At 43.5% G+C, this 14542-nt stretch carries 16 protein-coding genes; 4 read left to right on the top strand and 12 right to left on the bottom strand.

Features of this window, described 5'->3' with window-relative positions; all coding sequences use genetic code 11:
* Positions 1-23: 23 nt before the first annotated feature.
* The 12 genes from recN to E7Z59_RS10455 all read right to left on the bottom strand — a co-directional run bounded on the left by recN (position 24) and on the right by E7Z59_RS10455 (position 11332).
* The gene (gene recN, locus E7Z59_RS10400; protein ID WP_136336253.1) at positions 24-1685 is read right to left on the bottom strand and encodes a DNA repair protein RecN; all 1662 of its coding nucleotides are present in this window, start codon (positions 1683-1685) and stop codon (positions 24-26) included.
* Positions 1686-1742: 57 nt separating this feature from the next.
* Positions 1743-2630: a type IX secretion system protein PorD gene (gene porD / locus E7Z59_RS10405; RefSeq protein ID WP_136336254.1), complete on the bottom strand. Its 888-nt coding sequence runs from the start codon at positions 2628-2630 to the stop codon at positions 1743-1745.
* Positions 2614-3834, bottom strand: coding sequence for a bifunctional phosphopantothenoylcysteine decarboxylase/phosphopantothenate--cysteine ligase CoaBC (gene coaBC, locus E7Z59_RS10410; protein WP_136336255.1), 1221 nt, complete (start codon positions 3832-3834; stop codon positions 2614-2616). Before coaBC ends, porD begins: the two co-directional genes overlap by 17 nt.
* Positions 3835-3837: 3 nt before the next feature.
* Positions 3838-4164 (bottom strand): DNA-directed RNA polymerase subunit omega, encoded by a 327-nt coding sequence (locus E7Z59_RS10415; RefSeq protein WP_136336256.1) that lies wholly within the window; start codon positions 4162-4164, stop codon positions 3838-3840.
* A gap of 9 nt (positions 4165-4173) precedes the next feature.
* On the bottom strand, positions 4174-4980 hold the full coding sequence (locus E7Z59_RS10420; RefSeq protein ID WP_136336257.1) for an outer membrane protein assembly factor BamD: 807 nt from the start codon (positions 4978-4980) through the stop codon (positions 4174-4176).
* Between the two features lie 192 nt (positions 4981-5172).
* Positions 5173-6063: a 4-hydroxy-tetrahydrodipicolinate synthase gene (gene dapA, locus E7Z59_RS10425; RefSeq protein ID WP_136336258.1), complete on the bottom strand. Its 891-nt coding sequence runs from the start codon at positions 6061-6063 to the stop codon at positions 5173-5175.
* Positions 6063-6587 carry a DUF6913 domain-containing protein gene (locus E7Z59_RS10430; RefSeq protein ID WP_136336259.1) on the bottom strand — a complete coding sequence of 175 codons (525 nt, stop codon included), beginning with the start codon at positions 6585-6587 and terminating at the stop codon, positions 6063-6065. The genes dapA and E7Z59_RS10430 overlap by 1 nt, the downstream gene beginning before the upstream one ends.
* Before the next feature lie 113 nt (positions 6588-6700).
* Positions 6701-7399, bottom strand: a complete 699-nt coding sequence (locus tag E7Z59_RS10435; RefSeq protein ID WP_136336260.1) for a hypothetical protein — start codon at positions 7397-7399, stop codon at positions 6701-6703.
* Complete coding sequence (gene ligA, locus E7Z59_RS10440) at positions 7399-9417, bottom strand: NAD-dependent DNA ligase LigA (protein WP_242015671.1); 2019 nt, start codon at positions 9415-9417, stop codon at positions 7399-7401. The genes E7Z59_RS10435 and ligA overlap by 1 nt, the downstream gene beginning before the upstream one ends.
* Positions 9401-9982, bottom strand: coding sequence for an LOG family protein (locus E7Z59_RS10445; RefSeq protein WP_136336261.1), 582 nt, complete (start codon positions 9980-9982; stop codon positions 9401-9403). Before E7Z59_RS10445 ends, ligA begins: the two co-directional genes overlap by 17 nt.
* Complete coding sequence (gene prmC / locus E7Z59_RS10450; RefSeq protein WP_136336262.1) at positions 9979-10845, bottom strand: peptide chain release factor N(5)-glutamine methyltransferase; 867 nt, start codon at positions 10843-10845, stop codon at positions 9979-9981. The genes E7Z59_RS10445 and prmC overlap by 4 nt, the downstream gene beginning before the upstream one ends.
* Before the next feature lies 1 nt (position 10846).
* Positions 10847-11332 (bottom strand): GNAT family N-acetyltransferase, encoded by a 486-nt coding sequence (locus E7Z59_RS10455; RefSeq protein ID WP_136336263.1) that lies wholly within the window; start codon positions 11330-11332, stop codon positions 10847-10849.
* A gap of 29 nt (positions 11333-11361) precedes the next feature.
* Here E7Z59_RS10455 and ribD point away from each other — a divergent pair, with 29 nt between their 5' ends.
* From ribD to E7Z59_RS10475, 4 genes are read left to right on the top strand one after another with little or no spacing between them, the layout of a single operon-like run.
* Entirely contained in the window at positions 11362-12426 is a 1065-nt protein-coding gene (ribD, locus tag E7Z59_RS10460) for a bifunctional diaminohydroxyphosphoribosylaminopyrimidine deaminase/5-amino-6-(5-phosphoribosylamino)uracil reductase RibD (RefSeq protein WP_242015670.1), read from the top strand.
* 15 nt (positions 12427-12441) lie between these two features.
* Positions 12442-13065: an HAD family hydrolase gene (locus E7Z59_RS10465; protein WP_136336264.1), complete on the top strand. Its 624-nt coding sequence runs from the start codon at positions 12442-12444 to the stop codon at positions 13063-13065.
* Positions 13062-13934 (top strand): DMT family transporter, encoded by an 873-nt coding sequence (locus E7Z59_RS10470; protein WP_136336265.1) that lies wholly within the window; start codon positions 13062-13064, stop codon positions 13932-13934. Before E7Z59_RS10465 ends, E7Z59_RS10470 begins: the two co-directional genes overlap by 4 nt.
* Before the next feature lie 2 nt (positions 13935-13936).
* A complete protein-coding gene (locus E7Z59_RS10475) occupies positions 13937-14542 on the top strand; it encodes an IMPACT family protein (RefSeq protein WP_136336266.1) in 606 nt (201 codons plus the stop codon).

Consider the following 14542-nt stretch of genomic DNA (forward strand, 5'->3'; position numbering starts at 1 on the left):
GCAGGCCCGGCAAGGCTATTTTTTCATTTATGAGCCGTAAGTAACTCCCTTGCATGAGCCAGGGCAGAATCAGTAAGTTGCTTCCCGCCCAGCATCTCTGCCAGCTCGTTTATTCGTTCTGTATCTTCAAGAACCCTGATATCAGAATAGGTCTTGCCGTCTTTTTCGGTTTTATATACCTTGTATTGCCGGTTGCCTTTGGCAGCCACCTGGGGTAAATGCGTAATGGTAAACACCTGCATGCCCTGGCTCATTTGCTGCATGATCGCTGCCATCTTATTAGACACCTCACCTGAGACCCCTGTATCGATCTCATCAAACATGATGGTAGGCAGGGCCATATACTGGGCCAGCATGGCTTTTATAACCAGCATGATTCGCGACAATTCTCCTCCTGAAGCCACTTTTCGAAGTTCATTAAAGCTTCCTCCTGTATTGGCAGAGAACAAAAACAGTAAGTCATCCTTCCCGTTCACTCCGAATTCACCGGTGGGGGTAAGCTCTATGCTGAAACGGGCATTAGGCATACCAAGGGGAGCCAACGCTTTTTCCAGATCTTCCTTCAATTGAGGGATCACCTTTAACCGATTTGCCCTGATTCGATCGGCGAGTTCATTTAAAGCCCCGGTCTTCTCCCTGATCAATTCCTCCTGTTCCGAAATGCGCTCATCAATACCTTCTGCAGAGATCACCTTGTTCTCAAGCTCTTCCTGAATGCTCAACAGCTCTTCTATTTCCATTACCCCATGCTTTTTTTGAAGGGCATAGATCTGCTGGAGCTTTGTATTGGTTTCTTCCAGTTGAGCAGGGTCTGCTTCTATATCAGCTTCCAGGTCTCTTAATTCATTACCGGCGTCGTCCAGTTCGATAAAAACAGATTCTATTCTTTTAGCCAACTCCTGATATACTTCCCCAAAACCGGAGAGCTTTTTCAGGGTGTTCTTAAGATCGGTCACCAGGGTGTTCACCCCCATTTGCTCATCTTCCAGGATCTGGAGTCCGTACCCCAATTGCTCCTTGATCAACTCCACATTGTTAAGCTTTTCGTAGGTTTCTTCAAGCTCTTCAAGCATTCCGGGCTGCAGCCTTGCTTCCTGCAATTCTTTCAGCAGAAATTGGTTGTAATCATATTCTTTTACCGCTTCCTGCTTATGTGAGACCATCTCTCTGAGATCTTTCTCCAGGCGCCTCAGTTCCTTGAGTTCCTTCCCATAGGTTGCCAACGAGGAAACGTTCTGAGCTACGGCATCAATAAACCTGAATTGAAAATCATTCTCTGTAAGCTTCAGGGTTTGATGCTGTGAATGAATATCTACCAGTTGCTCTCCAAGGGCCGATAACACCCCTAAAGTAACAGGGGTATCATTAATGAAGGCTCTGGACTTCCCGCTGGGAAGTATTTCTCGGCGAATAATGGTTTGATCTTCATAGTCCAGGTCTTCGGCCTCGAAAAACGACTGAAGCCCATAGCGTTTAATATTAAACACTGCTTCAAGCACACATTTTTCTGAAGGGTCCCGTAAACTGTTCAGATCGGCTCTTTTTCCGAGTATCAGAGAGAGCCCGCCCAGAAGGATGGATTTCCCGGCTCCGGTTTCTCCGGTAATAGTGGTAAACCCCTGATCAAATTGCACTTGCATTTGGTCGATCAGGGCGTAATTCTTGATGTTGAGAGATGCTAACAACGTTTGAGGTTTTAACCCCAAATATAAAGGTATTTTACTGCTTAAAAAACGGGGTGTCTAGTTAATTCTTGACCAGGTTTCACTATAGAGCGGCGCCACTCTTGACAAGATACTTACCAGATCATTGGTATCCGTTTGCGGACCTCCACTGAAAATACTGGCAATCTCTTCTGATTTGGCATCAAAAAAGGTCTGCAGCACAAACGAGTTTGGACGATTCTGGTTGAGGCGCTCAAAAAGATTCATAGAAGCGGCCATGGATTTTTTAGCAAGGAGTTGATTATCGGCCAGGTTATCCATACCCAGACGATGATAATTATACAACGCAAGGCGGTACTCTCTGAAGGTATTAGAGAGTAAGTTATCTACCAGTTCCCAGCGAGTCCGGTTTCCATCGGTTTGCTGCCACCCCAGGTAACCACTCCCCTGAGCCAATCCAACTATATTCTGAGCCTGTTTAAAGAACGGCGTTCCTCCTTCTCTGGAAAAAGTATCTGCATCGATACCAAGAATGATATAGACATAATACGTGATCACCGCAGAGAGGTTGGAGTCAAACACGTTTGGGTTAAAGAACAACGGCTGAAACTCTACGTAATTAAAATTAAATTGTTTGTCCTGGTGGTTAAATACGGGAGATTGATAGTTACTGTTATAAACAGGTCGGTTGGATTGTATTTGTATCGTTCCTGTAAAGCTGCTGTTCTCAAAATCAGTGATCGTAAGCAGCATGCTGCATTCTATTCTTTTCTCCGGATCTACCTGCCGGCCGGTCCACCGGGTTTTATTCACAAAATCATTGAGGGAACGCTCAAGGGTTCTGAAGATCTGTTGATTGGTTTGCTCAACCTGATCAGAATTAACGATCACCGTGCAGTTCAGTTCTTGTCCGAAAACAAAAACGCTCATAAGCAAGCTGAGACACAGACTAATTTTCTTTAACATCAAAACGAAGAAGGATTTCATTAAAAATATCCGCTGCCACCTCGGTTTTGGATTTAAGGGAAAAAGATACTTCCTCCCCTTGCTTGTCTATAAATGTAATTTTATTTGTCGGTTTTCCAAAACCGGCACCTTCATCTCTGAGGGAATTCAACACAATAGCATCCAGGTTCTTTTTAGAAAGTTTCTTCCTGGCATTCTCCAGCTCGTTATTCGTTTCCAGGGCAAATCCCACCAGGAACTGATTTTTCTTTTGTTCTCCCAGCGAAGCGAGGATATCTCTGGTAGGCTCCAGGTTGATAGTCATGGCTGCGGTATGCTTCTTGATCTTTTCTCCGGCAACCTGTGCAGGCCGGTAATCAGCCACTGCAGCAGCCAGAATAGCTATATCTGCATCGCTATAATACTCATGAACTGCTTCATACATGTCCTGGGCCGTAACCACAGGAACAAGACTGATTTGAGCATTAGAAACTTTTAAATGAGTGGGACCGGAAACCAGGATCACCTCAGCACCCAGATCGGCTGCCCTCAAGGCGAGTTCGAAGCCCATTTTACCCGAAGAGTGATTCCCTATAAAGCGAACGGGATCTATGGGTTCATGAGTAGGCCCTGCGGTAATAAGCACCTTTTTTCCATACAAAGGGGCCTTCTCTTTTAAGACCTTATCAACAAAGTCAACAATATCATCAGGTTCGGCCATACGGCCTTCGCCTACCAATCCGCTGGCTAATTCGCCATGTGCAGCCGGAATAACAACATTGCCAAATTGAGTAAGTTTCTCGAGAGACGTCCTGGTAGATGGGTGCTTATACATATCCAGATCCATAGCCGGGGCTACAAACACAGGACATTTGGCAGAAAGGTAGGTGGCCAGCAAAAGGTTATCACAAACTCCGTTGGCCATTTTAGAAAGGGTATTGGCGGTTGCAGGTGCCACCACCATAAGGTGGGCCCACAACCCTAACTCTACGTGATTATTCCAAACATCATTTTCATCCTCTTCATTGGTAAACGATGAAAGCACAGGATGCTTAGACAATGTAGAAAGCGTTAAAGGGGTAACGAAGTCTTTAGCACTCTCGGTCATTACCACTTTAACGCTTGCTCCGGCCTTGATAAAACTTCTTACCAACAGGGCCGATTTATATGCGGCAATGCCACCTGATATGCCAAGCAGAACATTTTTGCCGCTTAAGATAGACATAACTTAGCCTTCTTTTTCGGTATTTCTGTAATAGATCTTATCGTTCAACCATTCTTCAATAGCAATGGCATGAGGCTTCGGAAGCTTTTCATAAAATTTTGACACCTCGATCTGCTCTTTATTCTCGAAGATCTCTTCAAGACTGTCAGTGTAGGTAGCAAACTCCTCGAGCTTTTCGATAAGTTCCTTTTTTATCTCTGCGTTGATCTGGTTAGCACGCTTGGCAATCACAGAAATTGCTTCGTAAATGTTCTCTGTAGGCTTATCGATCTCGTTACGGTTATAGGTAACGGTAGAAACCGGCGCTTCAGAATTTCTAACTTCACTCATGGTCTATAGTTATTTACTAAATTGTTCTAATTCTTTATTAATATCGGTCAACATATCTTCTGCATCTTCACGGTATTGACCTTCTGCATAATCTTCAAGCAGCACGTTATACGTCTCGATGGCATTATTTAAACGCTCTTCACGTTTGCTGTATATACTGTTCATGGCCAGGTTATATTCTGCCGTAAACTTGTAAAATAAAGCATCTTCACGGTACTCCGATCCGGGATTATCTTTTAAAAATAGTTCAAAAGATTTAATTGACGCAAAATAATCAGATATGGTGTTGTATTGTTTGGCTATCTCAAAAGACTTTTTGTCCAGCTTCCTTCTCAGATCCTGCACCATTGCATTGGCCTCTTCCAGCTTCTCAGACTCCGGGTATGAGTTGATGTACACCTGTAAACGCTCTATGGCCTCCTTGGTTTCTGCCTGATCAAGACTGTATTTGGGAGAGGTCAGGTACTCGCTTTTTGCTCCAAGAAAAGCAGCTTGCTCTACTTTTTCACTCCTTGGATACGATTTTGCAAATCTCTCGAATTGATAGGCCGATTGGTAATACTGTTCTTTTTGGTAATAACTGTCGGCATAAAAGTAAATAATACGCTCTCCCTGGGGTTTTCCAATATAATTAGGAACGATCTGATCAAAAAGCCTGATAGCACGGGTATAATCCCCTTCACTATAAAGCTTTTCTGCCATTTCATATTTTTTCTTCACATCGTCTTCCTTGAGCACCTTTTGATACTCACTGCAGGAAGATAGCAGAACAGTGGCTAATACACCGGTAAGCAGGGTTCTGTATTTTTTAATCATCGGGCAAAATTAGATAAATATCTTAAATATTAAAAACTATTTCAATCACGCTAAAAATAAAGGGCTTCAACCTCTAAAGAAATGATTTATTAAAACTTTAACGGTTATGCGCCGGCCTGCAATTTACCATAAAAAAAGGCTTTGACAACAAGAATGTCAAAACCTTTATAGGTATCATAGTTTTTACAAAATTTACATCAGGGCAGCTCCGATTTGAAGATACTTTGAGATCTTACTTCTCAAACCTTCTGAGGCTTCTACCAACGGAAGTCGTACCGCCGGTGATTCGATCACATCCAACTGATGTAATAATGACTTAATACCCGCAGGATTACCCTCCTCGAAGATATAATCGATCACATCCATCAACTCAAAATGAAGGGCGTTGGCTTTTTTCAAATGAGCCTCCCCGGCAGCAACCACCATCGATGAGAACTTCTCGGGCAAGCCCTGACCGATCACCGAAATTACTCCGGCACCTCCTGCTGCCACCATGGGCAGGGTAAGCATATCATCTCCGGAAATAACCATAAAATTATCAGGAACATCCTTTAATAGCCTCATGGCCTGAACCATATCTCCCGCTGCCTCCTTGATACCAATAATGTTTTCAAAATCGTTGGCCAATCGAACCACCGTCTCCGGAAGCATATTTGATGCTGTTCTTCCCGGAACATTGTAAAGGATCACAGGAAGAGACGAATTCAAAGCCACCTGTTCAAAATGCCTGTAAATACCTTCCTGTGTTGGCTTGTTGTAGTAGGGAGACACCGAAAGCACGGCATCATATCCTTGCAGGTTATCCGGTGTTAAAGCTTCAACCACCTCCGAGGTATTATTACTTCCCACTCCTAAAACCAATGGCAAACGCCCTTTGTTGGCCGCCACCACCGTTTCTTTCACTAATTTCTTCTCCTCAGAATTTAACGTGGCAGCTTCTGCCGTGGTACCTAAAACCACCAGGTAATCAACACCTCCCGCTATCACATATTCTACCAATCGTTCCAAAGACCGGGTATCCACACTCAAATCCTCCCTGAAAGGAGTTATTAAAGCCACCCCTGTTCCCTTAAATGCCTTCATTATTTATTGCTTAAGATCTTTAAATACTTTACTAATTCATCGCGGAAATTCTCAAAATCACCGGGCTCTGTCAGCAACGTTAAGTCATTGAAATCAGAGAGATCTGCCGACAAGCCTACTTTAAAGGAAGCACGGGTAAGTACTGTCATCAACTTCATGACCGGAGTTGCCTGCCCGTAGTAATTGATCAGCAGATCATAGTTCCTGGATAAAAAATCCTGTACCTCGTTTGATCTGACCAATCCATTACCCTTGACCGTTGCTTCAGAAAAAACGGGAATCAGGTAGTTAACAGACTTATGCACCTTCTCTACGTATCCCAAAATAAACACCTTTTCATTTGCAACGTTTAAAGCAGTGGCTAATTGTAACAAGGGCCTTATATCGGCCAGCTTATCATAATCAATGATGATAGCCAGTGAGCGTATGTCACCGGGGGCCGATAAGTACCTTTCACCTTCTCTTTGAAGTTCACGGCGAATACGCTTATCAATAGCTTTGTCTTTTAAGCTTTTTAAGATCATCTATTCTTGCATTAAACCGCAAAGATAAAGTTTACATTATTTCCATCACAAAATTAAGAAAGCAGCTTGTATGAATATAAAACATTTTGTTACAAATACAACAATGTGTTTCATCAGGGGTTTTGCTCTGTTTTTGCAGAGGTGATTTCCCTGTAATCAAATTCATTAAAAAATCGCAACATAAAAAAGTACTGCACTGTAGTAGCAAAAGCATGAGAGAATAGAAAAATGAAAAGAGGAGACACGAAGGTGTAGAAACCATGCATAATATCTCCGAAAGTCAGTGCAAGAGCCATGATCACCGTAAAGAGGTAGACTTTACGCTCATCATTAAAAAACTTAACGAGGGCAAGAAAGAAAAACAGTATCACCAGGGAAGCATAGATCATTATTACAGGATAAAGGGTGCCCATTTTCGCTCCAAAAATATCCTTGATACTAAACAGAAAATAAACGAACCACAGTGCAATAAAGGGTAAAAAGGAAAACAATATTTTTTTCAGGCTAACATCCTTAATACATTTATAGGCTATATAAATGAACACCAAATGCCCCATCCCGAAGAAAAATAACATAAAAGGGTACAATTGCTCGGTTTTAATGGGCCAAATAATATCTCCTATGTAATAGCAAATGAAAATGATCCAGGAAATTCTGTGAACTTTTCTCCGGGCCCTGTAATGCTGCCAAAATACCATTGGCAGCAATTGCAGTTTAAGGATCTCTGCCAACACCTCAAATTTAAGGATGACAACGATCAGATAAGCTGCCGCTACAACCAGATACCATTTCCATTGCAAAAGTTTTATCATCAGATCATATTCAAGAATTCATCTTCTGTTATAATAGGTACGTTTAATTTTTCTGCTTTTTCTCTCTTGCTGGGACCCATCTTATCTCCTGCCACCACATAACTCGTCTTGGAAGAGATCGATGAAGACACCTTACCGCCGTTATCCTCTATAGTCTTCTTAAGCTCATTCCTGCTCATTTTTTCAAATACTCCAGACACCACAAAGCTGAGCCCTTCAAAAGCCGTACCCATCTGTTGCAACTCCTCTTCAGGAATAGATAAGCGAACGCCATAGCTGCGTAAACGTTCTATAATTTCGAGATTTTTCTCATTATTAAAAAATTCTACGACACTTTCTGCGATCTTTACCCCGATCTCATCTACTGCAATAAGCTGTTCAACCGAAGCTTCAGCAAGGGCATCTATTGATTTGAAGGACCTGGCCAGCTTTTTCGCAACGGTCTCTCCTACAAAGCGGATACCCAATGCAAACAACACCTTTTCAAAGGGTATGTTCTTAGACTGCTCCACACCCTCCACCAGGTTTTCGGCAGATTTCTCAGCCATCCGCTCCAGCGGCACAACCTGCTCTTTGGTAAGCACATAAAGGTCTGCATAGTTCTTTATAAGTCCCTCTTTAAAAAGCAACTCTACCGTTTCTGCTCCTAAACCTTCAATATCCATGGCTTTACGGGAGATGTAATGTTGAATTCGCCCAGTGATCTGAGGCGGACACCCATAGGTATTCGGACAATAATGCTGGGCTTCTCCTTCTTTTCTGATCAGGGGCGTGCCACACTCCGGGCATTCCTTGATATACTCGGTAGGAGTCGAATCGATAGCTCTTTTTGTAAAATCGACCTTGGTGATCTTCGGAATGATCTCCCCTCCTTTTTCCACAAAAACCTCATCGCCCACCCTGATATCCAGTTTTTCGATCTGATCGGCATTATGAAGAGAGGCTCTTTTCACCGTAGTACCGGCCAACAATACCGGTTTCAGATTCGCCACAGGGGTAATGGCCCCGGTACGCCCCACCTGATAGATAATACTCTCCAGGGTGGTGGTTGCCTCTTCGGCTTTGAATTTATAAGCAATGGCCCATCTTGGTGATTTGGCCGTATATCCCAGTTCATCCTGATGTGAGAACTCATTTACCTTTACCACCACTCCATCGATCTCGTAAGGAAGATCATGGCGATGAGCATCCCAATAGTCTGCATAGGCCAACACGTCATTCAGAGACTTACAATAGGCCGCCGTATCAGGCACCTTAAAACCCCAGGACTTTGCTTTTTCAAGCGCTTCCATCTGGGTATTCACCCCAAGGTCATTCCCGGTCAGGCTGTAGAGATAACATTCAAGCGGTCGCTTGGCAACTTCTGCACTATCCTGCAGCTTCAGACTTCCGCTTGCAGTATTTCTGGGATTCATATAGGGGTCTTCTCCTGCCTCAATACGCTCCTGATTCATTTTTGCAAAACCATCAAGAGGCAGCATGATCTCTCCGCGAATATCAAAACGCTTCGGATAATCCTCCCCGCTGAGTTTAAGCGGCACCGATCTGATCGTTTTTATATTATTGGTTACCTCATCCCCCTGAAAGCCATCCCCTCGTGTAACAGCCCTTAAGAGTTCACCGTTTTCATAGGTGAGGCTGATTGACGCCCCATCATATTTGAGCTCACAGGTAAATGACAGTTCATTAGTTCCCAACATGCGCTCGATGCGCTTTTCCCATTCTTCCAGCTCTTCTTTAGAATAAGAGTTTTCAAGGGAATACATTCGGTGTTCATGAACAACGGTTTCAAATTTCTTGGTAACCGCTCCCCCTACTCTCACTGTGGGTGAATTTGGGTCGTAAAATTCAGGATGAGCAGCTTCTAAGGCCTGAAGTTCTTTTAACTTCATGTCAAACTCATAGTCGCTGATCTCCGGGGCATCCAGCACATAGTACAAATGGTTGTGCCTGCTTAACTCTTTTCTAAGTTCAATTATCTTTTTTTGGATCTCCTCCATGTTACAATTGATCTTCATGAATGCGGGACTGGAAATCACCTGACGGCCACTCCTGCATTGTTATTATTAATTCGTTAATATCGTTATGTTTCAGTAATCTTTTCCGGTTATCGGGCTTCAGTAATTCATTTAACACCATATGATCAAGTAAGGCGAAAAGATGATCGTAATAACCTTTGGTGTTTAAAACCCCTACCGGCTTATTATGCAGCCCTAACTGCAACCAGGTTATGATCTCAAACAATTCTTCCAGGGTACCAAACCCACCCGGCATTGCAATAAAGCCATCAGCCTTTTCATTCAAAATAAGCTTTCTTTCATGCATGTTTTGGGTCACTATCAATTCGGTAAGTCCGTGATGTGTCTCCTCTTTTTCCATCAGAAATTCCGGAATCACCCCAACAACCTCTCCCCCGGCATCCAGGGCACCAGCTGCTGCCGCTCCCATAAGTCCTGATTTGCCTCCACCGTAAACCAGTCTGATTCCTTTGCCGGCCAATGTCTGACCCAAGGCATAGGCTTCCTGTTTAAATACCGGATCATTACCCATTGTACTGCCGCAAAATACAGATATGCTTTTCATTTTATTGCTTTTATCATACGGTCGTTTCCTGAAAGGTCTTTTCTGAGAACCACCTCAGAAAACCCAAAAGATGCAACCAGATCTTTCGTTTCCTGCCCAAGATACTGATTGATCTCAAAAAATAACTTTCCGCCCGGTGATAAATTCTGATAGGCTAATTCAGAAATCTTCCGATAAAATATTAGTGGATCCCTGTCAGAAACAAATAGGGCCTGTGAGGGTTCATGCTTTAGTACATTGTTTTTTATTTCCTGTTTTTCCAGGTCTCTTACGTAAGGTGGGTTGGAAACGATCACATCAAAGCGTTGATCCTTAGATGCCTTAAAAAGATCATTCAAGGAGGTTGTTTTAAGGATATCTCTTTGCATGAACCGGACATCAACATGGTTGGAAGATGCATTTTTCTGAGCTATTTCCAGGGTTTTTGAGCTTATATCGATCGCATACACCTCGGCCCTGGTTAGGGCGGCTGCCAGAGAAATGGCAATGCATCCGGTACCGGTACCTATATCGAGGATGTTTAATTCAGCATCCGGAGTTTCCTCGGTGATCCACGCTACCAGCTCTTCGGTTTCCTGCCTGGGAATCAACGTATTTTCATCAACCTCAAATACTCTCCCCATAAATGTAGCATGACCGAAAATGTACTGAACAGGTTCTTCAGCTTTTAAACGGGCGGTGATCTTCAGTAATTCATCAAGGGTTCCATCAGAAAGAACCTCATCGCGTCTAAGGGTTATCTCATAGGCTTTATAACCCGGTACTTCTTCCATCACAACCCTGAAGAGTGCCAGTATCTCCTCTTCCGGATACACCCCCTCCAGCCGATCAAAAAAAAAGTTTCGAAATTCGAAAAGCTTCATATCAGAGATCTTTCAACAACCAAACCGGGCAGGCAGAATGTCCGGTATCGCCCATAGGGGCATCAATATATTTAAAGCCATTTTTTACATAGAGCTTTTGAGCCTGCTTCATATAAGGCATGGTTTCTATATACATTTGCTCATACTGAAATTCCCTGGCCTTTTCAATACAGGCTTCTATCATTCGCTGCCCTAAACCCAGAGCTCTTACTTCTTTGAGAAAGTACATTTTTTGGAGTTCGCACACCGGGCCTTCGTAATTATCCAATTGAGCCACTCCTGCCCCTCCGAGTATCTCTCCATCCTGCTCCAGAACAAAGTAAACTGCCCTATCCTGTTGGTAAGCCTCATACATTTGATCTACCGAAGGGTCTGCATAAGCCGTCCCTACTTTTGGCACTCCCATTTCCACTAAAACGGTTCGTAACACCTTTGCCATCTGCTCGTTATCGTCCGGTTGGATTTCTCTGATCCGAATACTGCTCATAGCTGAATTAAAATAGTAATTTTGCGAGTGTGAAGATACATGAAATCTACATAAAACGATGTCTTGAAATTGCCAAAAACGGACTGGGAAATACCTTTCCAAATCCATCTGTTGGCTGTGTGATCGTTCATAATGGGAGTATTATTGGCGAAGGATATACCAGTAAGGCAGGAGGCCCTCATGCCGAGGTTAATGCGATCAGCGCTGTTAAGGATGCATCACTTTTAAGGAAGGCTACCTTGTATGTTACCCTGGAACCGTGTTCGCATCACGGCAAAACCCCTCCCTGTGCAGACCTGATCACCGCCATGGAGATACCCCGTGTCGTTATTGGTACTTTAGATTCTAATAAGGAAGTTAGCGGCAGAGGGGTGAAACAACTTATAGAGCACGGATGCGATGTAACTATTGGGGTGCTTGAAGAGGAATGCCGTTGGCTCAACAGAAGGTTTTTTTGTTTTCATGAAAAAAAGCGTCCATACATCATCCTGAAATGGGCAGAAAGTGTTGATGGTTATATAGCCCCCCAGCCGGACACACGAAATTCAGAAAACCCCAAACCGGTATGGTTAAGCGGAAAGACTTCCCGTCAACTGGTGCATAAGTGGAGAAGCGAGGAGCAAGCAATTCTTGTGGGTACAGGGACCGCCATGGCAGACAACCCTGCATTGAATACGAGAGATTGGTTCGGAAACAGTCCTGTCAGAATCGTTATTGACAAAACAGGAAACATTCCGTTGAATTATCGGTTATTTGACGGAAAGGCACCCACCCTGGTATTTACAGAAGATGTCAAAAGGCATTCCCAAAGCCTACCTTCCAATGTTGAATTTATTCCTCTTAACAAAAACATCACCTTTCCGCAGCAAGTATGCGCAACGCTCTTTGAAAGAAACATTCAAAGCATCATTATTGAAGGAGGCGCGGTAACACTGAGCAGCTTTATCAAGGAGGGTCTTTGGGACGAAGCTCGTGTATTCAGATCTGACGTTATGCTGGAAGCAGGCATAAAAGCCCCTTCCCTGCAACCACAGGCTTACGCCTCTCAACACTCAGGGAACGACCGTTTATTATTTTTTAGGAACGAACATTAATTTTATCCGCAGAATATGCACGGAAAAATAAAGAACATCATATTTGACTTTGGCGACATTTTCATCAACCTTGATAAGGAGGCACCCCTAAGAGGGATACATGCACTCGATCCGGGGTTTGTTTTAGATGACAACACCCTTCAGACCAATGAACAGTATGAAAAAGGTGAGATCACTACCTCCGACTTTGTAGCGCATTACCTGAGAAAGCTTTCCTGTGAGGATGAAAACCGGCTAATTGACATATGGAATTCAATTATACTGGATCTCCCGGAATACAGGGTTGAATTTCTTGAAGCATTACGATCAGAACATCCGTATCGGTTATTTCTGTTGAGCAACACCAATGCCCTGCATATGGAACAGGTGATTGCCAATACCGAGGCGTCGCTGTATAATAGATTTCGAAGATCATTTGAAAAATTTTATCTCTCTCACGAGATCGGTTACAGAAAACCCAACACAGACATCTACAAGTTCGTCCTGGAAGAAAACAGATTGTCGGCCGGTGAGACACTATTTATTGACGATCTTCCTGAAAACACCCGGGCAGCTGCCTCTTTAGGAATACATACCTGGAATTTGATCCCGGGAACTGAAGATGTAACAGAGCTGTTCAACAAAAACCTCCCCCTGTGATCTATCTTTTTCTAAGTGTTCTTGTTTCCAGTTCACTATTTGTGATCTTTAAATTGTTTAATAAATACCAGGTTAACACTTTCAATGCGATCGTGATAAATTACCTGGTTGCCAGTATCACCGGGTTATTGCTTTACCCCTCTCCGTGGAATATTGCACAGGTTACCGGCAGCGCCTGGTTTCCGGGCACGGTATTTCTGGGATTCATGTTTATTTTTATTTTCATGGTCATGGCACGAACGGCCCAGGAAATAGGGCTTTCGGTAGCTTCGGTTGCAGGTAAGATGTCGTTGGTCATTCCTGTTATATTTGGGATCGCCGTTTACGGAGAATCAATGAATATCATAAAATCAGCCGGGATCATCCTGGCCCTGGCTGCCGTATACCTGGTTTCTTTAAAGGCCGATGAACCTAACAGACTAAACAGAAACAAATGGTTCTTACCGGCCATTCTGTTCGCAGGCTCGGGGATCATAGACACCACCCTGAAATATTTGGAGTCAAAATATGTTGCCCAGGAAGCGTTTCCCTTATACTCTTCCAGCATTTTTGCCATTGCTGCATTGGCCGGATCTACCGTACTCATTTACCGCCTGTCGACCGGCAAATTATCATTCAGACCCAAGGACATTCTTGGAGGAATTTTTCTTGGGATCCCCAATTATTTTTCCATCTATTTTATCTTGAAAGCCCTGAAGCAAGATGCCATGGAGAGTTCGGTGGTTTTTTCAGTAAACAATGTAGCTATCGTACTCCTGACAACGATTTTCGGAATTGTACTCTTTCGGGAAAAGTTACAACCGAAAAACTGGATCGGAGTTGTCCTGGCCATGATAAGTATATTACTGATCACTTTTTCTAAATTGTAACGATGCAAAACGACACCTACAAAACACTTGACCATCCGGGAGAAGAAACCTTATTCAAAGAGAAAGGCAGTAAGTTTTACGGATACGCATACCCGGTGAAGAACGAAGAAGAGGTAAAGGTTATTCTGGAAGAGCTGAAAAGTAAGCACCATAGCGCCAGGCACTGGTGCTATGCCTGGCAAATAGGCACAGAAAATCCCGGATTCAGAGCTAACGACGACGGGGAACCATCAAACTCTGCAGGAATGCCCATTTATGGCCAGATCCAAAGCTTTGAACTCACCAATGTCCTGGTAGTGGTTGTTCGATATTTTGGAGGTACAAAATTAGGTGTTGGCGGTTTGATCCAGGCCTATAAGGCCTCAGCACAATTTGCACTGGAAGCATCGACCCTTGTAGAAAAGACGATCGATCAGCATTTCATACTGGAATTTGAATACAAAGACATGAGTCATGTTATGCGGGTCATTAAAGAAAAGCAACTCAACCTGATCGAACAGGAAATGGGTCTCACCTGTAAGATCGAGATCAGTGTGAGAAAAGGTCTTGCAGAACAGGTCATCCCGGCCTTTGAACCCTTATACCAGGTAAAGGTGTCTCCCGTCTAG

It is taken from the genome of Robertkochia marina (assembly GCF_004799345.1).
GTDB lineage: Bacteria > Bacteroidota > Bacteroidia > Flavobacteriales > Flavobacteriaceae > Robertkochia > Robertkochia marina.

Excerpts from the sequence above, each read along its gene's own strand:
- porD (WP_136336254.1), bottom strand. The coding sequence starts at position 2,630 with ATGTTAAAGAAAATTAGTCTGTGTCTCAGCTTGCTTATGAGCGTTTTT.
- coaBC (WP_136336255.1), bottom strand. The coding sequence starts at position 3,834 with ATGTCTATCTTAAGCGGCAAAAATGTTCTGCTTGGCATATCAGGTGGC.
- E7Z59_RS10415 (WP_136336256.1), bottom strand. The coding sequence starts at position 4,164 with ATGAGTGAAGTTAGAAATTCTGAAGCGCCGGTTTCTACCGTTACCTAT.
- E7Z59_RS10420 (WP_136336257.1), bottom strand. The coding sequence starts at position 4,980 with ATGATTAAAAAATACAGAACCCTGCTTACCGGTGTATTAGCCACTGTT.
- dapA (WP_136336258.1), bottom strand. The coding sequence starts at position 6,063 with ATGAAGGCATTTAAGGGAACAGGGGTGGCTTTAATAACTCCTTTCAGG.
- E7Z59_RS10430 (WP_136336259.1), bottom strand. The coding sequence starts at position 6,587 with ATGATCTTAAAAAGCTTAAAAGACAAAGCTATTGATAAGCGTATTCGC.
- E7Z59_RS10435 (WP_136336260.1), bottom strand. The coding sequence starts at position 7,399 with ATGATAAAACTTTTGCAATGGAAATGGTATCTGGTTGTAGCGGCAGCT.
- ligA (WP_242015671.1), bottom strand. The coding sequence starts at position 9,417 with ATGAAGATCAATTGTAACATGGAGGAGATCCAAAAAAAGATAATTGAA.
- E7Z59_RS10445 (WP_136336261.1), bottom strand. The coding sequence starts at position 9,982 with ATGAAAAGCATATCTGTATTTTGCGGCAGTACAATGGGTAATGATCCG.
- prmC (WP_136336262.1), bottom strand. The coding sequence starts at position 10,845 with ATGAAGCTTTTCGAATTTCGAAACTTTTTTTTTGATCGGCTGGAGGGG.
- E7Z59_RS10455 (WP_136336263.1), bottom strand. The coding sequence starts at position 11,332 with ATGAGCAGTATTCGGATCAGAGAAATCCAACCGGACGATAACGAGCAG.
- E7Z59_RS10465 (WP_136336264.1), top strand. The coding sequence starts at position 12,442 with ATGCACGGAAAAATAAAGAACATCATATTTGACTTTGGCGACATTTTC.
- E7Z59_RS10475 (WP_136336266.1), top strand. The coding sequence starts at position 13,937 with ATGCAAAACGACACCTACAAAACACTTGACCATCCGGGAGAAGAAACC.